Genomic DNA, 26,440 nt, shown 5'->3' on the forward strand with positions numbered 1-26,440 from the left:
CAAGAATCAATATATTTGTTTGCTTGGGGAACGGGCAGGGGCTAGAAGCCCATTCCACAAGAATTAATATATTTATTTGTGAAACTGGCCAGAAAGTCTGTTCTTGAAAATAGTGCCAGATTTCCGCTTAACCTAGCTTAACCACAGACACCTGTTTTTTGTCATCTATTATTAGTTGTCCGATCGCCCAATTCGCCGCTGCCACTCAGCATCTATTTTTGCTGATTGTTCTAGTTCTTGTTGCGTTAATTCGGTTTCTGTGGTATAAGCTAGGTCTTCTCCCGTCAGAACGTTTTCGGCGGCAAATTCCCGGGCGTAGGCTAATTTTTGCTGCAAGTTGGCATCGGGTTGGTTTAATAACATGGCTCGCTGCTGCCGCTCTTGATTTCGAGCTTCTATCTGGCTATTTTTCCACTGAATCCAGAAGTAGCGAATTAGGGGAATTGTCAGAAATCCGACGCCGTAAATCAGTAGCATTGGATAAATACCGCTGACGAAGCCGATAAATCCACTGGCGATCGCACTTTTAGTCAATAGATTCCCCAAAACTAACGCACCGACAAGATTGACGGCTCCTAACCCTGCTGCGAGCATGACTTGGCCGGAGCTAGCTTGGCTGAAACGCCACAGCATTTCTCGCAAATAAGCTGTTACTGGTTCGGGATTTTGTAGGATAGCCGTGGTTTGCAGTTGCGGAAAATGGTAGATTATTTGCCCTTCGGGACTGACTTCGGGGAGCCCGTCAAAGCGCGCGAGGGCTGGTAGCATATATTCTTCGTATTCTCTGGCGTATCCCTGCCCCAGATTGTCGAGATAGGGCGCAATTTGTTCGGCGGCGACGGCGCCTCGGTTATTGCGAATTGCGGCGGCAATATTGCTCCACTTGCGCTCTTCTAGATTTTTATTAGGATTCCCGTCTCCAAATATAAAGGAGAAAACTGCTTCGAGAAAACTCATCTCGGGTTTTTGGCCGCTGACGCGCGATCGCTGGTAGGAAGGTTCGTCATGATTCCAGTAAAATATCCAGATTAAGTCATTCCAGAAGTAGGGAAAAAAGAAAAAGCCACCGCCTCCGTCACCTCCACCGCCTCCCCCGCTGTCGCCGCCTCCCCCGTTATTGTCGCTGTTCATGCTGGAGATTAAAAGCGTGATAGAGACAACAATTAAGAGGATGGAAGCTACCAGCAGTAGGCCAAAAGATATCCGAATCAAGTAAAATAGAATTTTCCAGATTTTTTGCCACCATTCCTGCAACTGCAAGCGCCAGAATTTGTTTCGCAAAATATCTCGAAAGTTGTTGGGAAATAGGTAGGCAATGTCGCCGGATTCTGCTACTTGCAGGTTGCCGCCTGCTTCGGAGGCGAGGGTTAACAATTCTCGCTGGGCAAAATTGATATCTAATCCTGCTTTTGCCGCCACGTCTCCAACCGTAACGCGGTAGCCAAGTTGTTCGACTGCTTGCATAATGGTGGGATTCGGAGCCATAGGTTTCTCTCTCTAAAAATTACCCGTTTTTTTTATTATATATTGCGGGCATTCGATCCCGTTTTGACTGCCTAGTTTATAAAACTTTTTGCTGGCACCCTTGACTTTGGGGCGAAATCTTGCTATGTCTTGCCCGATCGCCCGCAGAGCACGGCAAATAGGTTAAAGAAATGTGGTTTTTTTTGCAAGTCTGGCAATAGTTCTTTAAAATAGATGAGACTTACACGAGTTTTACCTGGCAAGCGCGTGTTTACAGGTTTGCCGTTGTGTGCGATCGCCGTTTGAGAACGTCCTCGGCGCAACTCTCAACCCAAACAGTTGCAAAAGTCTTAATACGAAAACTTTACAGGCTAATTTTCCCGCTCAGCCACTAACCAAAGAATTGAATTATGCCCAGAACTCAACGCAACGATAACTTTATTGACAAAAGTTTCACGGTAATGGCCGATATCATTCTGAAGATTATGCCGGCAAAAAAGCAGGCTAAGGAAGCTTTTGCTTATTATCGGGATGGTATGTCGGCTCAAGCTGATGGCGAATATGCTGAAGCGCTGGACAATTATCATGAAGCGCTGAAGCTGGAGGAAGATCCTTACGATCGCAGTTATGTCTTGTACAATATGGGTCTGATCCATACTAGCAACGGCGAACACGATAAAGCTTTGGAGTATTACAGCGAAGCGCTGGAACTCAATCCGAGAATGCCGCAAGCCCTAAACAATATTGCTGTGATTTATCACTATCAAGGCGAAAAGGAAAAGGAAGCTGGCAATGTTGAAGGGGCGGAAGGGCTGTTCGACAAAGCTGCTGATTATTGGAAGGAGGCTATTCGCTTGGCGCCGAACAATTACATTGAGGTGCAGAATTGGCTGAAGACGACAGGGCGATCGCAGATTGATGTGTATTTTTAACCTCGGTTGTTATATCGTGCGCTCCTAGAACTCCCATAATAAGATTGGTTTGTAGTGAGGACTTTAGTCCTTCTTTGGATGCAGGTTTGTAGTAAGGTTTAGTCCTTCTTTGGATGCGGACGCCAGGACGCACTACGAACCATTTTTTAGTATGGTAATCGACCGGATATGATATGACCAATTCCCAATTCCCAATTCCCAATTCCAGATTATTATGATTGACAAAGAAGAAGTTCGGAAAGTAGCGAATTTAGCTCGATTGGAATTAACGCCGGAGGAAGAAGAGCAGTTTACTGGTCAACTGAACGGTATTTTGGATTATTTTGAGCAGTTGAGCGAACTGGATACGAGTAAGGTAAAACCGACAACTCGGGCGATCGATGTTAGCAATGTCATGCGATCGGACGATTTGCAACCTTTTGCTAACGGCGAGAGCATTTTGGCTGGTGCTCCCGATCGCGATGGGGAGTTTTTCAAAGTGCCTAAGATTATGTAGGATGCCGACAGATTGCTTTAATACCAAACTAACTCTTCAACCCGCGGAGGCGGGTTTTGTTTGTGTAGGGGCGGTTTCAACCGCCGACTACTACTAGATATCTTGCAAAAGTCCTTTTAATCAAATTTTGGAACAGGCAAGATGCCCATTCCACAAGAAAAAAAGGTTTTTTGTGGAACAGGCATCTTGCCTGTTCCTAGCTATTTTTGCAAGAGGTAAACTACACTTTTTAATACCGACTAAATTCTCACTCCAAAAGATGCGGCTAATTCCCTTTCTGGCTGCATACCAACTGTCGGCGGCATAGAACGATTGGCTACTTGCTCGATCAATTGTAAGTGCTGCGGCAGCATTTGAGTTAAATTGTAACGTTCTAGGGCGGTTTGACGAGCCTTGACGCGAATTTCTGCCATGCGGGTAGGATGGTCTAAAACTTCGTCGATGCGATCGGCTACTTGTTTCGGCGAGAAGTAATCGACTAGCAAGCCGTTCTCTCCATCGCGGATAACTTCTCTCACCGGCCCGGTGTCAGAACCGATGACTAAACATCCTGCTGATAAAGATTCAATCATCGACCAAGATAACACGAAAGGTCTGGTTAAATAAACGTGTACGTCTGATGCTTGAATTACTTTTAAATACAGTCCGTAAGGTAGCGGCCCGACAAAGTGTACTCGCGACATATCTAGCGGCACTTTTTTGAGCATATGGTCTTTGTAAGACTCGCCGTTTGGTAAAGAACGACCGTAACAAACTCTGTCTGAACCAACAATTACAACGTGACAGTTGGGGCGGCGTTCTTGCACGTAGGCGATCGACTCAATGAACTCTGGAAAGCCCCGATATGGTTCCATCCCGCGCGATACGTAGGTGACAATTTCATCAACGCCGGACAAATCTAAGTTAGGCAAAATTAGTTTAGCGCCTGGATCTGGTTTGAAGTAATCGGTGTCTACGCCGTCGTGGAGTACGGACAGTTTTTGTTGCAATTCTGGCGGAAATTGCGATCGCTGCCAATAAGTCGGCGACAAACCCCAATCGCAAGAGTATAAATCGATCAGAATCGGCGCATTTTTGATTCTAATTCTCGCCATGTCGTCAACTGTTAAAGGTTCCGCCGGATCGAAATCTGCGTCGGAACCGATCGCGTGATAAAACCACTCAAAATAACACAATAGTGGCGTATTGGGAAAAGCTTCTTTGACGAACAGTGTCGGCCCCCAACCAGAATGTCCGCAGATCACATCGGGTACGAAACCATCTGCTTTGAGTTGTTCGGCCATTCTAAATACGGCTTGTCCGTAGATGACGGCACTTTCTAAAGGACGCACGTATTGGTGAGTTTGCGGGTTAGGTTCGCGGCTGGGGGTAAATGCTGCTTTGGTAACTCCGGGAATGTTCCATTCGGGACGCTCGTTTTTAGTTCCGAAAACAATTTTATTTTTGGGATCTGCGCCTAAAGCCGTGATAATGTGGCGGTATTGCGCGGGGAAGTTGGGGTGGAGAAATAATGCTTTCATTTGGCAGTTGGCAGTTGGCAGTTGGCAGTTGGCAGTTGGCAGTTGGTAGTTGGCAGTTGGTAGGGGCGGTGCCCCCGTGCCCGCCCTCTCAGTTGGCAGTTGTTAGCAGAAACTCAGTATTTAACTGCGAGTAAAAGCTTTAATTTTATTCCTTGTAGGGTGGCGCTTTGCAGATCCAGACGCAATCTCGGGGTACGGATGATGTGTTTTTCAGGATGATTTCATAGTTTAAATGGTTGAGAAATTTTTCCATAATTGTATCTGTCATTACTGAGAATGCAGTGCCATCTCGGCGTCCCAGCAAGTTTTTGTCCCACTCGTCGGCAAATTTTTGCCACCCTAATTCGCTGAGAATATTGCCGTGGTGGAAGACGCAAATGCGATCGCCCCGCAGCAGTTTGGGAATTCGAGTTAAATAGTTGAATATGTCCACAGGCTCTACGTGTACCATTGTATCGTAGCAAAAACACACGTCCGCACCAGCCGGGGCGATGCCGTCTAGTGTTAAACCGTCGAGTTTGACGTAGGAAACGCGATCTGTTCCCAAGCGCGATCGGGCGGCTTGCAGCATTTGACTGGAAATGTCGGCGCAAATTAGGCGATCGCAATGTTTCAGTAACAGCGAACCCGTTTTTCCGCCACCGATACCGATTTCTAAAACACTATGTTCTTTTGTGATATACGGTGCAATAAATTCCTGTTCGATCAGCGCTTCATATTCCGCTAATGAGTTGGCTGCACCCGCACCTTTTCCCACCCATTCATCGCCCAGATAAGCCAGTTCAGGATTATTTTTATTCCATTCTGTGGCGTAGCTGTCCCATGCGGCTTCGTAGTCTATTTTAGGCGGTGTTATTTCCATTGTTTTTAGCTTTTTATGTCTCAGAATACACAAACAAAAATCACTTGGGAGTCCTCCCGGCAAATCCATTAATATTTTCTCAATCTCCAGCAATAGTTTGACAATTGTTTCACTCTTTGGAGACCCGTCAGAAAGCTGACAGTGATCTAACAAAGGGTAAATTTCGTGAAGCAAACCACCACCGGCTTGATTCAATACTTCCACATTGAAGTATAATTTTAAGAAAGGAAGTATCAGTTTTGACCGGACTGCTTCTGAAGGATCTTTCGCAAATATTTTATCAATACTTGGACTTAAAAATATTTCACTTGTTCCCGATCTAAGCTTTGAGTCAAAACATCTGTAAATGCGATTAATCAAATCGAGTTGATTTGGATTGTATATATTATAGCAATCTCCGATGTATTCGTTGACAATAAAATATCCATCCGGTTTTAAAGAATTCTGAATAATTGACAAACATCGTTCGATTTCTTTGACGTGATGCAGCGAACCCGAGCAAAAAACTAGATCGTATTTTTTATTCTTATCTAAAACAAATAAATTAAAGTCGTCTTGATAAAAATTAATCTCTACTCCCGCTGCGGCTGCGTCTTTTCTCGCAATTTCTAAAGAAGTTTCCGAAAAATCAAAGGCGTCTATGTGGCGGGCCAATCCTAATTTCGCCATCAAAATTTCGTGATTTCCCACTCCGCAACCCACAGACAAAAGATTATCGAACCGTTGATTATTAAAAAAGCTATTTACTAGCCAGGTTAACCAGTAACCTTCTGTTTGTCCGCCTGATAGCCGATAATTTATAGCTTGGGCGATAATCGGATTGGATAACCAGTAACCCTCCTTGGTAAATCCGCCTGTTGGGCTAGATTCCCAGTATTTTTTAGCTGTTAATTTATGGGCTTTTTCATGTTGTCTGTTTTCAGAATTTGATAACATACTTTTTTTAAATCTTGAGTTGCATTGAACGTATATTTTTTGATAAAATCAGCTTTGGGAAAAAATTTTAGGGGAAGTGAATCTCTGTAAAAATGTGCTAGCTATGGAGAGAGAAATATTTTTTTGCGCTGCATCCAACACCAAAATCACCCGCCAAATTGGAAACACTCTAAAGCTCTCGCCGCCATCTGCGAACCAAACTTGTTAAAATAAGTTTACCACGATTGGCTTTCCTCCACATTCCCAGCCACAATTTTTCTAAAATTTTTGGATTTTTATGTCTCAGAATGCACAAACAAAAATCACTTGAGAGTCCTCCCGGCAAATCCATTAAGATTGTTTCCATCTCCAGTAATAACTTGACAATTGTTTCATTTTTTGGATCTCCATCTGACAGTCGATCGCGATTTAGCAAAGGGTACATTTCGTGAAGAAGACCCCCACCGGCTTGATTCAATACTTCGATATCAAAGTAGAATTTCAAGAAAGGCAGTATCAGCTTTGAGCGGATTGCTTTTGAAGGATATTTAGTCAACGCTGTCTCAATGCTTTGACTGGCAAAGGTTTCAGTTGTTCCCGACTTGAGGGTGCCGTCAAAACATTTGTAAATGCGATCGATTAAATTGACTTGATTTTCATTGTATATATTATAGCAATCTCCTATGTATTCATTGACAATAAAATATCCATTGGGCTTTAAACATTTCTGAATGGTTGATAAGCATCGTTCTATTTCTTGGACGTGATTCAGCGAGCCAGAGCAAAAAACTAAATCGTATTTTTTGTTGGTGTCTATAGTAAATGAATTAAAGTCATCTTGATAAAAATTAATCTTGACTCCCGCTGCGGCGGCATCTTTTTTCGCAATTTTTAAAGAAGTTTCGGATAAATCAAAGGCGTCTATGTGGCGGGCCAATCCTAGTTTCGCCATCAGGATTTCCTGATTTCCGACTCCGCAACCCACAGACAAAAGATTATCGAACCGTTGCTTTTTGAAGAAGCTATTTACTAGCCAGGTTAACCAGTAACCTTCTGTTTTTCCGCCAGATAGCCGATAATTTACAGCTTTTTCAATAATCGGATTCGACAACCAGTTACTCTCCTGAGAAATCACAGGGTTGGGGTGAGATTCGCTGTTGGTTTGAGCTGTTTGTTTCTCGGTATTTTCATCTTGTATATCAGAGGAATTCGATCGCATACTTTTGACCTTTGAATCTTCTTGAACGTTTATTTCTTCGCAAAATAGGCTTCGCAAAAAATCTCCGCATAAGCTTGAGTCATCTCCTCAAAAGTATTGAGTGAATCCAAGACATATTTAGCATTTTCAGCTAACTGCTGGCGCAATGATTTATCTTCCAATAAGCTGATCAAAGCGGCGGCTAATTCGTCTGGGCGATCGGGCGTATAAAACAAACCGTTAATTCCCGGCCTCACTTGTTCCTTAATTCCAAAAACTGGCGATGTAATAATTGGTAAGTCGCAAGCCATCGCCTCCAAAATCACTCGCGGAAAACTTTCAACGCGAGAAGTGCAAACAAATATATCCGCCGCTTTGTAATATTTTCCTGGTTCCCCAGTTTCCGGGACTACTGTCACTCTCTGTCGCAACTGGGCCGGCAGTTGGGCGACCATATCGGCTAATTTGTTGCTGTAAATACTCGGCCGATCGCCCACAATGAAACATCTAATCTTATTGTGCCATTTGTCGGGCAAAAGTGAAAGCGCTTGAACTAAATCTTGCTGGCCTTTACGTTCGCAGACTGTCCCCAACAGCAATAATACGACATCTTGGGCTGCTACACCTAAAGTTTGTCTAGCCTCTTCTGACTTCTCGGAATTTTCCAGTTTGCTCAAATCTAAGCCGTTGTGAATCACTTTAAAATTGTGGTGGCTGTTGAGAGACAAATATCTGTCCCGCGTTGCATCCGCCACAAAAATTACCTTGTAAGGAAAGCGGAAACACTCTAGGGCTCTCGCCGCAATCTCCGAACCAAATCGGTTAAAATAAGTTTGCCATGGTTCGCTTTCGTGCACGTTCCACACTACGGGAATTCCGATGTGGTGCGCGGCGTCAACTACAAAAAAGTTTTCTAAAGTATTGGCATAAATTGCATCAACTTTTAAACTTTCTATTTCCTGGCTAAAACTGCGGATAGCTTCATCGTAAGCATCGCGTTGGTAGATATGTTCGAGGGGATTGTCGTGCACTATTACTTTAATTCCCTGCTGTTCGTAAGCTTGACGCAGTGGCCCGTCTGTGGCGCAAAGTACGATCGGCAAAATCGCACCCTCAGCCGCCAACTTCACCGCAATCTCGTACTGATGCAGCGGCGCCCCCGTAAAATCCAACGAATTGCTGCACATCAAAACCCTAACAGGATGAATAGAATTATTTGCCTTTGCTACTGACAACAAACCAGAATCAACAAATTGTAACTCTCCCTTGTCCCTTCCATCAGTGACATCCGTTAAATCCGCTACAAAATCCGTTGCTAATCTTCCTTCTTCCTTCTTCCCTCTTCCTTCTTCCTTCTTTCCCTCTCCCTGCATAAACACCCGTCGGGGTTGAATATGAAAATACTCATCTTCCAAAGACAAATGAGGACTGTAAAAACTGTCATTTCTTCCCGCATATTTGCGCCGAAAAGCCGCAACTTCCAGAGGATTGTCAGTAAAACCTCTCGAAGTTCCCTCCTTGTGCAACAACTCGGCATCCGGACAATAAACACACCGATAACCCCGTTCCAACAATCGATAGCCGTAATCGACATCATTGTAAGCAACAGCAAAATCATCCTCATCAAAACCGCCCAATTCTAAGAACAACTGACGCGGAGTAATCGTACACGCAGCAGTTACCGCCGAGTAATTTCGCGTTACCATCGCTTGCGAAAGATAGCCTCGATTGTCACTGTTCATCAGCTTAAAAGCGTGACCCGCCAAACCGTGATGCAAGCCGTGAATTACACCCGCGTGCTGAATTCTGCCGTCGGGATATAACAGCCGCGCGCCCACTGCACCAACGCCGTCAATTTGAGCGTATCCCACCATTTGACTCAGCCAGCGTGGGTTAATTATCTCAGTATCGTTGTTCAAAAACAACACGTATTCGCTGTCAACTTTTTCCACAGCCCGGTTGTTAATTGCCGCAAAACTAAACTTACCACCAGGATTTTTAATCCGCAAAACTTGGCAGGTTAATTCTTTTAAATATTCTAGGGTTTTCGGATCGTCGCTTTCGTTGTCGATGACGGCAATTTGAAAGTTTTTGTAGGTGGTAGCTTCCAGAGAATCGAGACAGGCCTTCAGCAATTTAAACTGATTTTTAGTCGGGACAATTACTGTTACTGAGGGGCCGTCATCGGGGAAGTCCTGGGCAAATATGCCCAAGTTTTCTTTGGTAGCCCAGGCGTGCTGAGCGACATTGCCATTAATTTTTCGGCGGTTGAGTGCCTCTTGAATTGCTTTTTGACCTGCGCCAAAACTGGCGGGTTTGGCGGCCCCAGATATGGCTGTAGAACCGGGTGCTGTTCGCCAGTGATACAGCACTAAAGGCAGGTGCGCGACGTGGCGAGAAATTTCGGTTGCTCTTAAGGCAAAATCGTAATCTTGCGAGCCTTCAAAACCGAGGCGCAAACCGCCTATTTCTTCAAAAATATGTTTTCTGACGGCGCACAAATGACCGAGATACATATAGGAAAGTAGCAGTTCTGGCGACCATTGCGGTTTGAATTGTGGGGCAAAACGGCGACCTTTGGTGTCGATTTTGTCGTCGTCTGAGTAGAGAAAATCGGTGGTGGGATGGGTGGCAAAATATAGGGCGACTTCGCCTAAGGCGTCGGGAGTTAGTTCGTCGTCGTTGTCTAAAAACAGGATGATATCGCCTGTGGCGAGGGCGGCGGCGCTGTTGGTGGCGGCGCTGATATTGCCGTTTTCGGTGCGAAATGTGATGCGGATACGATCGTCCTTTTCGGCCCAATCTTTCAAAGTGTCAGCAACCGTAGCGTCGGTACTGCGATCGTCCGCGATGCAGAGTTCCCAGTTAGCATAAACTTGAGCGATTACGCTGTCGATCGCGCGATCGAGAAAATCTATCTCCGGATTGTACACCGGCATGACCACAGAAATTTTCGGCAGCGGTTCCCGGCAAGATTTTAACCGAGAAATCAGGTAATCGCGCGCGCGATCGTTCCACTGATTCACCTCCAGCCAAGCATCGTACCTATCAATCGGTTTCGGCACCACAAAACCCGCAGGCGGCAGCAAATCCCCCGGCGCAGTCAACAGTTTTTGCTGTCGGTAAATCTTGCCAAACTGGCGCATTACCTTGACAATTTCCCAAGGCATCGGCACAATTCTACCCAGACGCTGCTTTCTCTCCCTCGCCCGCTGCCTGATTGCCTCTACAAAGCTCGAAAATTCCTCAAATTTATCAGCACTTCGCTGCCAGATATGGTAGCGCCGTACAGTCAATATTTGCGGCGCTTGAAAATACAAAATTTCCCCGTTATCTAACTCAGCTTGCAGAGAAACGTGCCATTCCCCCGGAGGCAAATTGACCAGGGCTTCAAAGCCGCTTTCGGAACTGTTAATCCAGTCAGGAAACACTTCGCCGACATCTTTTCTCCGCAAACCATAGGCGCATTCTACAGAATTATCGCCGCACAACAAGCTTAATTTAACAATTTTGCGATCGTGGTGACAGCACCAACCTGCAAACAAAATTTGACCTTGACGCTGTTCCCAAACTACTGGTACATCTAACGATGCTTGAATCGTTGACACCAACAACGGATAAGCTGCTAACAAGTGCCATTTACCGCGATCGTCTTGCGCTTCCAGCACCACTTCGTGCCGTCCGGCTGGTGCTTCCAATTCAATCGTAAAACCCGCTTCAATCGCCGCCGGAACATTCGAGTGTGCCAGTGCTATATCGTTTCTTTCGATGCCGTAAACAGCGGGAAAACTCTGACCCTCTATTCTAGCGCGGACTGCTTTAATCTGTTTTTGGGTGTGAAAAACCCAGCCCACAATTTCCACGCGGGCATCGCAAACTTGCCAAGTAGTGGGTTTGTCTAACGAAAATACAAATTTCGGGAACAAGTCGCGGATTCGGCGCTGAAATTCCCACCATTTTTCTCTCAGTTGCCACCAGTCAGAAGACTTGATTTCAGCAATTTCTGCCCGACTTATTTCTGTTTCTTGGCGAGATTGTTCTAAGTCTTGCAGAGTTTGATTTAATTTTTCCTCAGTTTGACTTTGTAATGTTTCCCACCGCTGCAATTGGGCTGATTTTTCCTGAATATTAAATTCTTTTTCTTCTATTTTTACCTGGCTTTGCCCTAATTCTGCTTCTAATTTCAAGACTTTTACTAAAGCTGCTTGAAATTGCGATTCTTTGCCTGCAAGCTGTGCTTGAGTTTGTCCTAATTCTGTTTCTAATCCGAGCAGTTTCGCTAAAGCTTCTTGAAAATTCGCTTCTTTACCTGCAAGCTGTACCTGAGTTTGACCTAATTCTGCTTCTAATTTCAAGACTTTTGTTAAAGCTGCTTGAAATTGCGATTCTTTGCCTGCAAGCTGTGCTTGAGTTTGTCCTAATTCTGTTTCTAATCCGAGCAGTTTTGCTAAAGCTTCTTGAAAATTCGCTTCTTTGCCCGCAAGCTGTACTTGAGTTTCTCCTAATTCTCTCTCCATTCCCAACACTTTCGTCTGGGCTTGTTGAAATTGTTCTTGCCATTGTTTGACTTCGGAATTGCTGGTTTTTTGCTGTTTTTCCAGCAAGCGAATTTTTAGCCAATCTTCAAAAGCCCCGACAGCAGATGCTGGGAAATGAATATTTTTATCGGCAAAGTTCGATTCGCTGCTGAGATTTTTGGCTCGGGATTCCAATATTTGATATAGTTCTAGTGCTTCGGGAAAATATTGTTCTATTAAACTCGGTTTGTGGCTTTTGACAATATCGTTGATTAATAAAGATTCTTCAAAATTGTCGGCAGGTATTGCACTTAAATTAACGTTAAATTTGTCGTTGACTCGATCGATAAAAAGTTCCGGAGTGTTGCCGATCGGGTAAACGTTGGCTAGCAGACAGCGATCGGGAAAACCTTCGCACAATTCTAAGACTTTTTGGTTGTAGTGAATCCACATTTTTACTGCCATTTGGGGATTTTGCAGCAAGCTAACATCGGTTCCCCGGCGGTACAGCGAATCGACTACTTCCCAGGGCGATCGATAAACGCAGATGAAATTGGCTTCGGGGAGCAACTTCAGCCAAAAATCCCAAAACAAGGCGGTTCGCGGGTCTTTCCAGCCCCAGTGGTTGTGAGGAAGTTGGTTTTGGGCGATCGCCCGTTTGGCGATTTCCACATCTGACGCTGCTACCGGAATCGTTTTTTCAAACGTACAGCCGAGTTCATCTATACCGTGCGATCGTAAAACACGCTTGTGAAACTCCACAAAATCAACATTCTCGAAATGACCTTTGACATTTCCGTCTGCCGGGCCCACCAACTTTTTGCCAATATCAACCCCGACTTTCTGAAACAAAGAAGCCGTTAAAGACGTACCAGAACGGTGCATTCCAGTCACAATAAAAACCGACGGTTTGCTGTCATTTATACTCACAATTTCTCTCCCTCACCCTAATGCCCACAGTTTTTTTTTACTCGTTACCCTATTTACCCCAAAATGCAACCTTAGGTAATATCCCAACACTTAGTCCACCATCTCTCCCCCATCCAAAATCTCAAATACTCTTGTCTTATTCTCCTGCTAAGCCCAGCGAACGCCTGACTTGAAACCACGCGCTTCTGATCTTCCAAAACTTGCTGCTTTCCATTGCCACAACCCGAGTTTGCGATTTGTTTAATTCTTGCTTGAGATTGCTTAGCTGATTTTTAGTTTGTTCCAACTGCATTTGCGCTGAAATTAACTGACTTTGAGTTTGCTCTAACTGACTTTGAGTTGAAATTAACTGATTTTGGGTTTCTTGCAATTTTTTTTGTGAGTCTGCCAACTTAGTGTCTGTAATCATTAAATTGTTTTCACTTAGCTCCCATTTTAATTGAGCCTCTACTAACTTAGTCTCAACTAATTTGAGTTTGGTCTGGGTAGAACCCAACAAATACTGCGATTGCCTTTGACCCACAAGGGATTCCACAGTGCAATTGTCCATAATCCATTCCCCACCGCAGTTATTGATGGCTTTGACTGTCAGCACATCCTGCGCCCCCACAGTATTTTTAGGTAAAAAACAGTTCCACCCCGACTGCAAAGCGAGCTCGCTTTCAAAATGTCCGGCCACATCCGGGCGATCGTAAAAAGGCTCGCACCTCTGCACTAACTTGCCGTTTACCAGCACTTGCACCTCCTCAATCTTACCGCCGACATTCATATCTGCCGCCCATCCTTCCAGATACAAATTCTCGTTATTTGTAAAAGCCGCAACATCAATATATCCTTCGGGGTGGTGGTTAAATTTCAACTCCGAAAAATCTCTATTTAGCTCATTTGTAACCAGATACAAATCCTGAAACCTGCAAATGCCTTTTTCGATGCGGTGTACAAAAGCTTTGCCACCGCTAACCTTCGCCACCATGTCTTTGACAAACTTTTGGGTTACATAAGTAGTGCCGTATTCCTCCTTATCCAAAGACTGACTTTCGCTGAGGGGACTAAATAAAATACCGCTGGCCGGCATTTCCACATGAGCAGCCCGCAAACACTCATCGTGAACGCTGAACATCAAAATGCCCTGAGGAGTCAACAAATCGTACAAATTTTGCAGCCAACTGGTAAAAGTTCTTTCCGGCATATGGCTGAAAAAAGAATTAGCCAAAATGCAGTCAAATTTTCGCTCTATTAAATAATTTTCTGGTTTCCCCGTCGAGACAATACCGCTGACAGCGAAGTATTCACTTTGAAACTTGACCGCGTTAGCATAAATATCGGAAACCCAAATTCGTTCCGGAGGAATTTCTTGAATCAAAAACCGCGTAAATCGCCCGTAACCGCAGGCAAAATCTAGAAAAGACGGTACGTTGTCAAAACTGCCAAAATGCCAGTCCACAACTTGTTTGACGGTATCCAGGATGCGACGGCCCAGGGAATAATAGCGCACCAAAGCCCGATCGCGATCGTCCTTAGTATTGCTCAGAGCAAACAAATACATTTCATCGTCTTCGCAGATATTCGGTTTAAAATCTTCGGGAAACTTAGCTTGTTCTCGAATAAACGTTTTGATTACCGGATTTTCAACGGAATTAAAATCAATCTCGCTCATTATTTTCACTAAATTTTAGATAACTTCGGTTGACGCCTCTGGCACCATAGCCTCAGAATTAACAACAGTTAAACACGGTTCGATCAGCAAGTCAACGATGCCGTTACCGCAGGACTCCGTACAAGATTGAACTCTAAACATCGCCACATCTACGCAGCGATCGAGATAAGTTAAATCCCCATCCACCGTTCCCACTACCCCTGCATTCAAAAAATAAACTCCCGGATTCAGCAAACATTTAAAGTGAAACTTCACAACAATTGTCGTTCCCGCTTCCACATATCTAACTGACTGACTCGAAGCCTTCAAAGATGCACCAGCTAACTCAAAACCGCTGATTGTTTTAATCAACATTCCAAACCTAACTTTAGAAGTTGAGCGCGCAAACGTGACAGAGTAAGTGTAAATATAATCTTGACGCCCCAGCAAGTGATTTACGATTTTTCCCTTCAGCGTCTCGATGCGGGGGTTGATAATTTCCGCTCCACGAGACGGATACCTCACCGTATTCGACGGTATCATTCCCGGATCGTAAAATTCATCGTAATATTCCTTGGGTTTGGAGAAATGTTGATCGGGTTTAACTTCCGTTTTGGTGCTTTCTAAATTAGCATCCTCAAGGTTTTCTTCGGTTTCCTGCTTTGTCAGTTGGTTCAGAGATCGAATATCCGACTTCAACCCCACAACCAAATCCGGATCGGCATAAATCAGCTTTTGATACTTAGAAATTACTACCTTTGGCGAATGAGCCAGCAGCAATTCACCGCTATCCATTAAAATCGCCGAGGTACAAAGTTGTACCACAGAAGTAGCAGCGTGAGAAACAAATAAAATCGTGCCGCCGCCTTCCTGAATGCTTTGCAGGCGAGCAAAACACTTGCGCTGAAAAGCTTCGTCGCCCACCGAAAGCGCCTCGTCAACCACCAAAATATCCGGCTCGACGCTCGTCGCCACGGCAAAAGCTAGCCTGACAAACATACCGCTAGAATAAGTTTTGACCGGCTGGTCGATAAAATCTCCAATATCGGCAAAACTAGCTATTTCGTCAAACTTTTCTGCTGTTTCTTTTTGATTGAAGCCCAGTATCTGAGCGTTGAAAAATACATTTTGCCGCCCGGTAAATTCTGGGTTGAACCCGCTTCCGAGTTCTAACAAAGCCGAGACTCGCCCTTTCACCTCCACGCTGCCGGCGGTAGGCGTCAGGGTTCCTACAATTATTTGCAAAAGAGTGCTTTTTCCCGAACCGTTACGGCCGACGATTCCCAGAGTTTGTCCCTGAGGAATGTCGATATTGATGTCGTGTAGCGCCCAAAATTCGTCAGCGAGTTTTTTGCTGGGATAAATAATTTCCTTTAAGCGGTCTCCAGGGCGATCGTACCGCTTAAAGCATTTGGAAACATTTTTTAGTGAAATTACATTTTCTGTCATCCGATTTTAGATTTGAGGTTTTAGAGTTGAGATGGATCTTATGTCCCCTGGGACAAAACATAGGTTTGAGCGATCGGAATGCCAGCCCTGAGATTTGCATGAGGAATGCAAGTCCTGACTACAAACGTTGATTGGGATTTGAGATTTTAGGTTAACTTTCATTCTCAAACTAATTTACAGCACGTCGGCAAAAGCGGGACGCAAACGCCGGTAAACCGCAAAACCTCCACAAAATATAGCAGCAGAAATCAGCGTGGCGACACCCCATTCGCCCCAGTGCTTGACTTCTCCAAGCAGTATCAAATCTCGGTAAACCTCCGAGATTGCCGCCATTGGATTCAACCAAAATATCCAAACTCGCCATTCTTCCGGGATGATCGATGCTGGATAGACGATCGGCGTCAGATAAAACCAAAAATTTAGAATAACACCTAAAGTCTGGGGAATGTCTCGCAAAAACACCGTCAAGCCCGCCGTCAAATATCCCAAGCCGGCTGTAATCAATAACTGAGGCACCCAAACCAGAGGCAGCAAAAGTAAAGTAGCGTTGAGCTTTTGCGTTGACACTGCTACGATCGCGATCAAAGCTGCTAAACCGATAGAACTTTCAATAAAAGCTGTACAAATCGGGACTAGCGGCAGCAAACCGAGGGGAAATACCACTTTTTTCACTAAATTCGGCTGCCCTACCACCGATACTCCCGACTTGATCAAACCGCTGGTAAATGCACTCCAAGGTAACAAACCTGCAAACAGCCAGACTCCGAATGTGATGTCGCTGTTTTCCGGGAAACCTGCCAGCTTCAGTTTTACCTTAAGGACGATCGAGAATACGTATGTGTAAATCACCAATTGCGATAGCTGATTCAGCAGCGGCCACAAATTGCCCAGAATCGAGCCTTTATATTGAGCTTCTAAGTCCCGCCGCACCAATGTTAGCAGCAGATTGAAATTCGCCCACCGCTGGCTGCTTGCCGGCAGCCTGCCGCCGACTGTTCGGGCTTTTTGGGCAACTCCTTTCACCGTTCTGTGCAATTTTTTCGCCCTCGTTCACTACCATCACACCTAAATCAACTCCAGCTACAATCGTGCAGCTTTTGTTAAACCGCAATTATTCCACAGCCCCGCCGCTTTGATCAAGCATCTGTCACCCCAGCAGCGGGAATCGCCGGTTAGTTATTTTAGCCGATCGCCGATCGCACTGCCGCACCGATCGCTCGTCTTTGCTCTTCGTCGTAGCCCCAGCGCCGAAAAAATTCCTCGTACTCGCCGCTAGCATTCTGCACACTTGCCAGCATTTGCGACGCTACAGTTTGACAGGCTGGCAGTTGCAGCATCTCAATCAAATTGCGCGATCGCTCCTGCACTCTAGCAGAACTCGCTGCCATCTCCTGATTTTGATGGCGCGAATGATGCAACACCATAGCCGAGGACATCGCCACATTTTTCACCAGCAGTTCTGCTACGATCTCAGGAGCCGATCGCAGCGCCTCGACAACTCCGGGTGACGGCCGGTCTGCTACGAGTGAATCGTCCGTCAGATAGGTGACAAAAAAACCTCTAGCACCATTCTGCGTTTTCACCAGAGATGTAACAGCTTGTTCGATCTCAGCCTCTAAAAGTCGTGAAGCGTAGCTATCCCGTAGGGAATCGGCTTCAATCAGCGAAAGTAAAGATTGAGTCAGCTCGATCGCCCCCTCAAAAGTTATACTTTCCGGTGCTAGTAAAGAAGATGGGATACTCATAACGAACTCAATAATTGTCAACATTCTGCTAGTAATTGTAAACAATCCCTGTCGCGCGAGCGCAAATAAATATGGCAATTATCTCCTCCAAACAACAGCCCCCCGATCCAAATCTACCCGAAGACATAGCCCCAGCCACCCGCAAAAAAGCCGTCAAACCCCAGACACAATCCTTGCTGGAATCCCAAGAATTACCAGACGAAATCAACAACAAACAAGAAGACAAAATCCGGCCCCAGCGTTTAGCTGAATACATCGGACAAAAAGACTTGAGAGAAGTTTTGGCGATCGCAATTGCAGCAGCCAAATCCCGCGGCGAACCGATGGATCACCTGTTACTGTACGGCCCGCCCGGGTTAGGAAAAACCACAATGTCGCTAATTCTAGCGGCTGAAATGGAAGTAGAATGCAAAATCACCACCGCCCCCGCCCTAGAAAAACCCCGAGATATTGTCGGATTGCTCGTGAGCCTCAAAGCAGGCGACGTGCTGTTTATCGACGAAATTCACCGCTTATCTAAAGTTACCGAAGAAATCCTCTACCCGGCGATGGAAGACTGCCGCTTAGATATTACGATCGGTCAAGGAAAAACCGCCAAAATCCGCAGCATTCCCCTGAAACCCTTTACCTTAGTAGGTGCAACTACAAAAGTTGGATCGCTGACATCTCCATTGCGCGATCGCTTCGGCTTAATCCAAAGACTGCGCTACTACGAAATAGACGAACTCAGTCTAATCGTCCAAAGAAGCGCCCAAGTTCTCGACACTCAAATCACCCCAGAAGGAGCTGAAGAAATTGCCCGCCGAGCTCGCGGAACACCCCGGATTGCTAACCGTTTGTTGCGCCGAGTCAGAGACTACAGCGAAGTCAAAAACTTAAAGCCAATTAACGCCGAAGTTGCATCCGTCGCCCTCGAATTGTTCAACGTCGATCCGCTAGGTTTGGATTGGACAGATCGCTCTCTTTTGACAGCAATGATCGAAAACTTTAACGGCGGCCCGGTGGGTTTAGAAACTCTCGCAGCTTCCACCGGAGAAGACACTCAAACAATTGAGGACGTGTACGAACCCTATTTAATGCAAATCGGATTTTTGCAGCGAACAAGTCGGGGCAGAATTGCCACAGCGGCTGCTTGGAAACATTTAGGTTTTGTCTCGCCTAAATTATTTGAAAATTAATCTTGGTTGAGCTGCCTGATATCTGCGGTTTCCCGATGGATCGATATTCGATCCAATAATAATTACAATCATAAATTATCTGAAGCCAGCCGCAAATCCCGCAACATATTTTCTCGCTCGCGCGCAATTTTCATAGCAGTTTCCCAAGTAAAAGTAAAAGATTGAAACGAATCAGAATCAATGCGATCTTCATCCAGATCCACAATCACCTGCTGAAAAATATTAAATAACTCTTCTTGCAACAAATCGATTTGTTGCAATGTTTTCGCTTGGCGGATTTTTTTAATCAAACTTAAAATCGCCAAATTAAACTGATCCGCTTGATTTTTTTGTTTTTCTACAAAACGCGATCGCAACTGCCACAGCCAAGACACGAAAAGCGTGAGGATTGACAGCCACAAAGCCAGAAAATCAGAATTAGCTACCCAAAAATCCGGCTTTTCGCGATCGTAATAAGCCTGAGCCCCCTCATGCAGCGGCAAAGCCAAACCCCCGCTCCCTCCCGGCTGACTAATCATTGCCGCCAGCGAATTAGCAGCCACCAAATTGCGGCGGTACTCGAACAAAATCCGCGTAATTTCCCGCACGACTTCCGGATTGACATCCTCCCTGGCCAACAAAGTAGCCTGCACTCCCACTGTTGCCAAATCTGCATCGGGAACAGGCGGATCTGCCTTGTAAGTACCCTTAGGAATTACATCCGCTTCCAAGTAAGGTAACTTAATTTTCATGGCTGCTCCTTGGTCGATCGGCACTAATCGGCCCCGCGTATTTTGCAGCAAATCTCTCACCAAATCGCTGCCGGGAGGCAGTACCCGAAAAATAGCATCTACCTCGCCATTACTAAATAATTTACCTGCCTCAATCCAAGAATTAGAAGTAGATATAAAATCGGTTTCTTTCAATCCATAATGTTCGCTCATAAACCCAAAAGAACTGTAAGAGCCGCTGCCTTTAGCCATCAGTGCAATACGTTTTCCTTTTAAATCAGCAACACTCTGAATCCCAGATTTTTCGGAAACAATTAAGTGAAAAACTTCCTTGAACAACGAAGCAATTACCCGAGCCGAAGGCACTGCTGCCGTATCGTTTTGTACGATCGCCAACTGAGCCTGATTTGCCTGAAGCTTGTGCATATTTTCCTCAGCACCTTGAGTTTCAATAACTTTAATGCGGATGTGCGGATTTTGTTGCGCGACGACCTCAGCAAGCGCCTCTCCGAAAGGATGATAATTACCCGTTTTTGTGCCCGTCGCCAGCGTTAATTCATAGACTCGCTCTTTGTCTTGGTAAACCTTCCAGCCAAAAGCTCCAATCAGGACGAAGCTTAATAGAGCAAGGGGCAGCAGAAATTTATTTTGCATTGATGTTGAGACTCGATCGAAAATGCCAAAATGGCAAAATTACAAGTATTGTAGTTGAAAATTAGAATTCCCAATTACCCCTTCCCCATTCCCAATTTCCCATGTTACTATCCCTCAGCATCGAAAACTTTGCCCTAATTGACCGCCTGGATCTAGACTTTGGCCCGAGTTTGAACGTATTTACAGGGGAAACCGGCGCCGGCAAATCGATTATCTTAGATGCGATCGATGCAGTTTTGGGCGGGAAAGTCGATCGCCGATCGATTCGCACCGGAGCAGGGCGGGCAATATTGGAGGCTACCTTTGAACTCGACTCATCCGCCGCCAAGTGGCTCTTCGAGCAAGAAATCGAACCCATAGACGGCAATTTAGCCGTTTGCAGCCGGGAAATTAACGCTTCTAGCGGTACTCTGCGGAGCCGATCGCGTTTGAACGGAATTCTCGTCAACCGCCAGCTAATGGAGCAACTGCGCGATCGGCTCGTGGAAATTACCGCCCAAGGCCAAACCGTCCACCTCGGACAAGAAACCCTCCAGCGAGAATGGCTCGACTTGTACGGCGGCAAAAAATTGACCGAGGCGCGATCGACAATCACCACCGCTTGGTTGGGAGCGAGCACCGCCAAAACAGCCCTCAACCGCAGGCGCCAGTCAGAACAGCAGCGGCTGCAAAGACTGGATTTGTTAGAATACCAAGTCCGAGAACTCAGTGAAGCCCACATCGAAGACGGCGACGAACTCGAACAGTTAGAACAAGAATCAATCCGCCTGGGCCACATCGTCGAATTGCAGCAGCAGAGTTACAAAGTTCACCAGGCCCTTTACCAAAACGACGGCGACAGCGCCTCAGCCGCCGACTTGTTGAGCAAAGCCGAGGAAATTTTAAGCGACATGACAGTTTACGATGTCCAGTTGCAGTCAATCCTCGAAATGGTCAGCGATGCCTTAGCTCAAGCCACAGAAGCCAGCAGGCAAATTAGCAGCTACGGCGAACAATTAGAAGCAGATCCCCAAAGACTCGAAGAAGTTGAAGATCGGATTCGCGAACTCAAACAAATTTGCCGCAAATACGGGCCGCTCTCTGAAGCGATCGCCTACTACCAAAGCATTCAAAACGAACTGAACGAACTTTTAGAAGGAGGCGAGTCAATGGAAGCCTTAGAACTCGCATATCACACCGCTTTAGACCAATTAAAAGACGCTTGCAGCCACCTCACCATCCTGCGGCGCGAAGCAGCCCTGAAACTCGAAACCCACCTCGTCGGAGAACTCAAGCCCTTAGCGATGGAAAAAGTCCAATTTCAAGTTGAGCTCTCGCCTTGTACCCCAACCGCCACCGGTGCCGACCAAATTGCCTTTTGTTTCAGCCCGAATCCGGGCGAACCGCTGCAACCGCTTGGGGCGATCGCCTCCGGGGGAGAAATGAGTCGCTTTCTGCTCGCCATCAAAGCCTGTTTTTCGCAGATAGACGGCGCCGGAACCTTAATTTTTGACGAAATCGACGCCGGAGTCTCCGGGAGAGTCGCCAGCGCGATCGCCAAAAAGCTCTATCAACTCTCCGACAAACACCAAGTTCTCTGCGTCACCCACCAGCCACTGATCGCCGCCATGGCTGATTGTCATTTTCGCGTTAACAAACAGACGATCGAAGCAGAACTAAGTAACGGCCAAACAGCCAACTCCGAGTCCGGCGAACGCACTGTAGTGAGAGTTGCGGCCCTCAACAGCCAGCAGCGGCGGGAAGAACTCGCCCAACTCGCCAGCGGCCGATCGGCCACAGAGGCGATCGCCTTCGCCGAATCCCTGCTAGTCGAAGCAGCCGGATTGCGACAAACTCAGTCCGCCCAACCCTGACTCTCGGACAATTTCTCCCGCATCACCCCTCAAAAACAGTCAACGAGGGTTTCCACTCGGACAAACTGCTGTTGTGACATTTGATTCAAGCTTTGTAGAACGATCGAACTTAAAAAACCAGTTTCCCGGCGCAAAACTGCCAATAAAATTTCCCACCCACAACCGACAACCCACCGCGTCACACTCAGTCGATCGCATCCTTACCTCACCCTCGATCCGATCGGGGGGTCAAAAAGGCGGAGTTTTTTCAGAACCGGAGGTTACACTAAAAAGGGCAACTGCGAATTCCACAAAAAAGCTGAAAGCCGCGTGACTTTAGTCCCGGGATGAAACCAATAGCAGCAAAATTGACAGAATTTATAGTTAAAAACCACAATTGTGTACAGAAGGGCACACATCACTAGCAACTGCTGGTGTCACAATTGCCGCTAGTCCCGCTGCGATCGTCCTGTTTCAGCAGTCCTTGGTGGAGCGCGCATTCAACTCCGTTGTGGCGATCGGATCGAAGACCGCCCGAACCTACTTCAACCAGGCACGCACAATGTCAAAATCAGTTAATAAACCATTTAAACAAGATTCCCGAGCTCTAAAAAGAGTGCAGCAATGCTACAGTCGCATTACCGTCGGGCCATCCGTTCGCCAGCAATGCTAACTGCATTTTCTGGGCGCCGAGACCGGACTTCTGTAAACTGAGAAATAGTTTCACACATACTTGAGTCTTGTGCGATCTGTAACCCACTAATGAACTTGGCCGCTCTCTTCGTTTAGAGACTAACCCTTACACTTAAGCTTTTGTAAAGGTCTATGAATTCTTTTGCATCTTCCACGAATAAGTATTCTCCTACGGACGTAACAGTAGATGTCGTAGAAGTAGAAAGCGTTGTTGTCGGCGCTGAAAATCACAATCACCAACAGCATCAGGAAATCTATGCTCCGTCTCCCTCTAGCAGTATTGCAATTATCCCTTACGACGGCAACTTTTCCAGCATTCTCGCCCCCCTAAACAAGCAAAGTTTTAAAGCAGTAGCTAAGGGAGTAGAAGAAAAACTTAAGGTTGTCAATCAAACCCTGGGAATGCTCGACAATATCCTTGATAGCGAAGGATTTGACGCCATCCTCAACGAGATGTTGCAGTCGATCACCGTCAAAACAGGGGAATTGCTAAATGCCGATCGCAGCACCATATTTTTATTAGACGATGATAAAAATGAACTATTCGCGATCGTTGCTCAAGATGAGAACGGTCAAAACCTAGAAATCAGATTTCCCGCCACCTTAGGCATTGCAGGAGAAGTAGCCACAGACCGAAAAGTGGTTAACATCCCTTACGATTTTTACAACGACCCGCGATCGGCTAACGCCAAAAAAACCGATGAAAAAACGGGCTACCGCACTTATACCATGCTGGCAATGCCCCTCGTCAATGAAGAAACAGACGAGTTAGTAGCAGTCGTTCAACTGATTAATAAACTCAAACCAGATCACGAAAATCACGCTACTATTCACGAACAAATCGACAAGAGTGGATTTACTAAAGAAGACGAAGGAGTTTTTGAAGAATTTGCACCCTCCATTCGCCTAATTCTAGAATCCTCCAAATCTTTCTACGCAGCAACTCAGAGACAGCGGGCAGCCACGGCGCTGATGAATGCCGTCAACGCTCTTTCTCAGAGCAGTCTCGACTTAGAAGATACCCTCAAAAGGGTGATGGATCAGGCAAAAGAACTGATGAATGCCGATCGCAGCACCCTGTGGCTGATCGACGAAGATAAAGATGAACTGTGGACGAAACTCCCCAACATAGAAGGCAAACTTACAGAAATTCGCATACCCAGAACCGCTGGTTTTGCAGGCATTGTCGCCCAATCCAGCGAACCATTGCTGATTCCCTTTGACGTGTACGAAGATTCCCGCGCCGTCACTTCCCGAGCAACCGACGAAAAAACAGGCTACCGCACTTGCAGTATGCTGTGTATGCCAGTGTTTAACTCAGACCACAAATTGATTGGAGTTACTCAATTAGTTAACAAAAAACGACAAGGAGATTTCCCTCCCTACAACCCAGCAGATTGGCCGCACGCCCCCGAACAGTGGAAAGCAAGTTTTAATCGCAACGACTTGGAATTCATGAAGTCGTTTAACATCCAAGCAGGAGTGGCGCTGCAAAACGCCAAACTGTTTGCAGAAGTCAAACAGCAAGAACAAAGACAAAAAGATATGCTGCACGCCCTGACTAACGGCGTGATTTCTACAGATAAAAGAGGCAATATAGTCGCGACAAATCCCAGCGCCCAAAAATTACTGGGTGTCAGCGAGGCAGAATTAGCCGAAGGTCAATCTTTGCGCGAGTTAATTAAGTTAGAAAAAGGCGATTTTGCCAAATGGTTCGATTCGTCTTTGAATCCAGCAGACGAAAAAGATCGCCAGCAATATTACCCCGACCAAATTTTGATCTCCTGTGCAGGAGAATCGCAGAGTATCAATCTCTCGATCAATTCAATGACTGACGCTACCGATCCCAACAAAGTTAACGGGGCGTTAGTCGTCATGGAAGATATTAGCAGCGCCAAGCAAGTCAAAAACTTGATGTACCGTTACATGACCCCAGAAGTAGCCGAAGCGCTGTTAGCTTCAGGGGATACAGGATTGGGCGGCAAGCGCAAAAACGTTTCGGTTTTGTTCTCAGATATTCGCAGCTATACCACACTTACGGAAAAATTGCAAGCCGAAGAAGTGGTGGTGATGCTCAACAAATATTTTGAAGTGATGGTGGATGTCGTATTCGAGTACGGAGGCACTCTCGACAAATACATCGGCGACGCTCTGATGGCAGTTTTCGGCTCTCCAGCACCCCTAGAGGATCATGCTTGGTGCGCCATGCAAACCGCAGTCAAAATGCGATCAGAACTAGACAAATTCAATGACGATCGCATGGCTAATGGCGAGTTGCCCATCAGTATCGGTATGGGCATACATTCCGATCAAGTTGTCAGCGGCAACATCGGCTCCAGCAAACGCATGGAATTGACTTCGATCGGCGACGGCGTAAACCTCGCCTCTCGCTTGGAAGGTGCGAGCAAGCAGTACGGCACTGACTTAATCATCAGTGACAATACCTACAAAGATTATAAAGATCGGCTTTACGTCCGAGAACTAGACTTTATTACTGTCAAAGGCAAAAGCGAACCCGTAATCGTTTACGAACTCGTCGGCATCCGTGAAGGATACTCGCCCATTGGCAAGTCACTAACCGAAACGCAGCAACAAGTTGTAGAACATTACAACAAGGCTCGCGAACATTACAAAACACCAGTCACTCAAAGACTCTCTGACAGTGAGGTGAAAAACATTTTAGATAATGTCGCCGCCATGCCGGATGCAGAAATCAAGAAACTTTCTTACAGTGTCGATCAGCAGTTGGAACAGGAACTCAAGAAGCTGTTACATCAACTGAAAAAGCTTTCAGATTATGATCCAAAAAATCTGTCGGAAGCAGACAAAATGATCGTGCTGTTGCAGCCAGAAATCCAACTGTTGAAATTGGAAGGTCTCAAAAACCTCTCGGAAGACGAAGCCAAAATGTTGCTCCAAGCCAAAATTAAGCAGCTATCAGCAGACGATATTCAATCCTTGCAAGAGGGTGAAGTCAAAAAACTGTTGGAAGCAGACATCTTAGAACCATCAAATCCTCAAATCAAAAGGCTCAAACCCGCACAGATCAGGCAGCTATTGCAGGCAAAAATCAAAAGTCGTGCCTCCGAGACAGTTGCAGAAATGTTAGATGAGGAATTTGAAAATCTGGGAATCGATCGCGTCAAAAAACTCCTCAGCGAGTTTAAGAAAGTTTTGGAACCAAAAGCCAAGCAAGCCTTTAGAGACGCGGAACGCGAATTTAACTTCGTTCTAGAAGTTGAACCCAAAAACAAGGCAGCTAAATTGCACGTCGATCGCTGTGGCTTATATAAGCTCAGCCCTCCCGACGTACTAAACTGGGACGGCGTGTGGCAACTCACAGAAAAATAGTAGCGGGCATAGGTGTCGGCGCGGGGCGATCGCGATCGGGGGTGGGCCTCCCCCTCGGAACCCACCAATTAACCTCAATATCCTGTTGGGGCAATTTTAAATTAGCTCCAACAGGTATGATTGTTAGATAACCGGACGAGAGACTTGCTTGACTCGCTTTCCCCGCTGGCCCGCTTTTGGCGCTGGCATCAGGCGAAAAAAAACAAAGCACTTCTACCTTCAGGAGAGCTGAACAAAGAGTTAGGACTGTCGCTAACATTACCCAGTTTCCCAGAAAAAAATTGGGGAAAGGTGTAGAAACATCCGCTCAAAAACCGGATTTTAGACCCCCGGCGCGTAAGCCTTAATAGCGTTGGTG

General features: G+C 46.0%; 16 protein-coding genes and 1 pseudogene. 6 read left to right on the forward strand and 11 right to left on the reverse strand.

The window, feature by feature from the left end:
- Nucleotides 1-171: 171 nt before the first annotated feature.
- Nucleotides 172-1,485 (reverse strand): hypothetical protein, encoded by a 1,314-nt coding sequence (locus QZW47_RS15880; RefSeq protein WP_293128451.1) that lies wholly within the window; start codon nucleotides 1,483-1,485, stop codon nucleotides 172-174.
- A gap of 389 nt (nucleotides 1,486-1,874) precedes the next feature.
- On the opposite strand from QZW47_RS15880, the gene QZW47_RS15885 reads away from it, so the two are divergent.
- Both QZW47_RS15885 and gatC read left to right on the forward strand, forming a co-directional pair.
- Nucleotides 1,875-2,396: a photosystem I assembly protein Ycf3 gene (locus QZW47_RS15885; protein ID WP_293128452.1), complete on the forward strand. Its 522-nt coding sequence runs from the start codon at nucleotides 1,875-1,877 to the stop codon at nucleotides 2,394-2,396.
- 214 nt (nucleotides 2,397-2,610) lie between these two features.
- Nucleotides 2,611-2,892, forward strand: a complete 282-nt coding sequence (gene gatC / locus QZW47_RS15890) for an Asp-tRNA(Asn)/Glu-tRNA(Gln) amidotransferase subunit GatC (protein WP_293128462.1) — start codon at nucleotides 2,611-2,613, stop codon at nucleotides 2,890-2,892.
- Nucleotides 2,893-3,131: 239 nt separating this feature from the next.
- Here gatC and QZW47_RS15895 read toward each other — a convergent pair whose 3' ends face one another.
- A complete protein-coding gene (locus QZW47_RS15895; protein WP_293128464.1) occupies nucleotides 3,132-4,412 on the reverse strand; it encodes a glycosyltransferase family 4 protein in 1,281 nt (426 codons plus the stop codon).
- Here QZW47_RS15895 and QZW47_RS15900 point away from each other — a divergent pair.
- The gene (locus QZW47_RS15900; protein ID WP_293128466.1) at nucleotides 4,403-4,546 is read left to right on the forward strand and encodes a hypothetical protein; all 144 of its coding nucleotides are present in this window, start codon (nucleotides 4,403-4,405) and stop codon (nucleotides 4,544-4,546) included. The genes QZW47_RS15895 and QZW47_RS15900 overlap by 10 nt on opposite strands.
- Before the next feature lie 11 nt (nucleotides 4,547-4,557).
- Here the strand turns inward: QZW47_RS15900 and QZW47_RS15905 are convergent.
- The 7 genes and pseudogenes from QZW47_RS15905 to QZW47_RS15935 form a co-directional block, all read right to left on the reverse strand.
- Nucleotides 4,558-6,156 (reverse strand): annotated as a pseudogene (locus QZW47_RS15905) (class I SAM-dependent methyltransferase); the annotation flags it as partial.
- Nucleotides 6,157-6,379: 223 nt separating this feature from the next.
- Complete coding sequence (locus QZW47_RS15910; protein ID WP_293128469.1) at nucleotides 6,380-7,408, reverse strand: bifunctional 2-polyprenyl-6-hydroxyphenol methylase/3-demethylubiquinol 3-O-methyltransferase UbiG; 1,029 nt, start codon at nucleotides 7,406-7,408, stop codon at nucleotides 6,380-6,382.
- A gap of 29 nt (nucleotides 7,409-7,437) precedes the next feature.
- The gene (locus QZW47_RS15915; RefSeq protein WP_293128470.1) at nucleotides 7,438-12,834 is read right to left on the reverse strand and encodes a glycosyltransferase; all 5,397 of its coding nucleotides are present in this window, start codon (nucleotides 12,832-12,834) and stop codon (nucleotides 7,438-7,440) included.
- A gap of 136 nt (nucleotides 12,835-12,970) precedes the next feature.
- On the reverse strand, nucleotides 12,971-14,491 hold the full coding sequence (locus QZW47_RS15920; RefSeq protein ID WP_293128472.1) for a methyltransferase: 1,521 nt from the start codon (nucleotides 14,489-14,491) through the stop codon (nucleotides 12,971-12,973).
- A 15-nt stretch (nucleotides 14,492-14,506) separates the two neighbouring features.
- The gene (locus QZW47_RS15925; protein ID WP_293128474.1) at nucleotides 14,507-15,919 is read right to left on the reverse strand and encodes an ABC transporter ATP-binding protein; all 1,413 of its coding nucleotides are present in this window, start codon (nucleotides 15,917-15,919) and stop codon (nucleotides 14,507-14,509) included.
- A 174-nt stretch (nucleotides 15,920-16,093) separates the two neighbouring features.
- Nucleotides 16,094-16,900: an ABC transporter permease gene (locus QZW47_RS15930; RefSeq protein WP_293128514.1), complete on the reverse strand. Its 807-nt coding sequence runs from the start codon at nucleotides 16,898-16,900 to the stop codon at nucleotides 16,094-16,096.
- Nucleotides 16,901-17,100: 200 nt separating this feature from the next.
- Nucleotides 17,101-17,664, reverse strand: coding sequence for a hypothetical protein (locus QZW47_RS15935; protein ID WP_293128476.1), 564 nt, complete (start codon nucleotides 17,662-17,664; stop codon nucleotides 17,101-17,103).
- 71 nt (nucleotides 17,665-17,735) lie between these two features.
- On the opposite strand from QZW47_RS15935, the gene ruvB reads away from it, so the two are divergent.
- Nucleotides 17,736-18,842 (forward strand): Holliday junction branch migration DNA helicase RuvB, encoded by a 1,107-nt coding sequence (ruvB, locus tag QZW47_RS15940; RefSeq protein ID WP_293128478.1) that lies wholly within the window; start codon nucleotides 17,736-17,738, stop codon nucleotides 18,840-18,842.
- A gap of 68 nt (nucleotides 18,843-18,910) precedes the next feature.
- Here ruvB and QZW47_RS15945 read toward each other — a convergent pair whose 3' ends face one another.
- Entirely contained in the window at nucleotides 18,911-20,206 is a 1,296-nt protein-coding gene (locus QZW47_RS15945) for a TAXI family TRAP transporter solute-binding subunit (protein WP_293128480.1), read from the reverse strand.
- Nucleotides 20,207-20,307: 101 nt separating this feature from the next.
- Here QZW47_RS15945 and recN point away from each other — a divergent pair, with 101 nt between their 5' ends.
- Nucleotides 20,308-22,059 carry a DNA repair protein RecN gene (gene recN, locus QZW47_RS15950; protein WP_293128482.1) on the forward strand — a complete coding sequence of 584 codons (1,752 nt, stop codon included), beginning with the start codon at nucleotides 20,308-20,310 and terminating at the stop codon, nucleotides 22,057-22,059.
- An 804-nt stretch (nucleotides 22,060-22,863) separates the two neighbouring features.
- The gene (locus tag QZW47_RS15955; RefSeq protein WP_293128484.1) at nucleotides 22,864-26,082 is read left to right on the forward strand and encodes an adenylate/guanylate cyclase domain-containing protein; all 3,219 of its coding nucleotides are present in this window, start codon (nucleotides 22,864-22,866) and stop codon (nucleotides 26,080-26,082) included.
- Here QZW47_RS15955 and QZW47_RS15960 read toward each other — a convergent pair.
- Entirely contained in the window at nucleotides 26,069-26,341 is a 273-nt protein-coding gene (locus QZW47_RS15960; protein WP_293128486.1) for a hypothetical protein, read from the reverse strand. The genes QZW47_RS15955 and QZW47_RS15960 overlap by 14 nt on opposite strands.
- Nucleotides 26,342-26,440: the final 99 nt, after the last annotated feature.

This window comes from Microcoleus sp. bin38.metabat.b11b12b14.051 (genome assembly GCF_013299165.1).
Lineage (GTDB): Bacteria > Cyanobacteriota > Cyanobacteriia > Cyanobacteriales > Microcoleaceae > Microcoleus.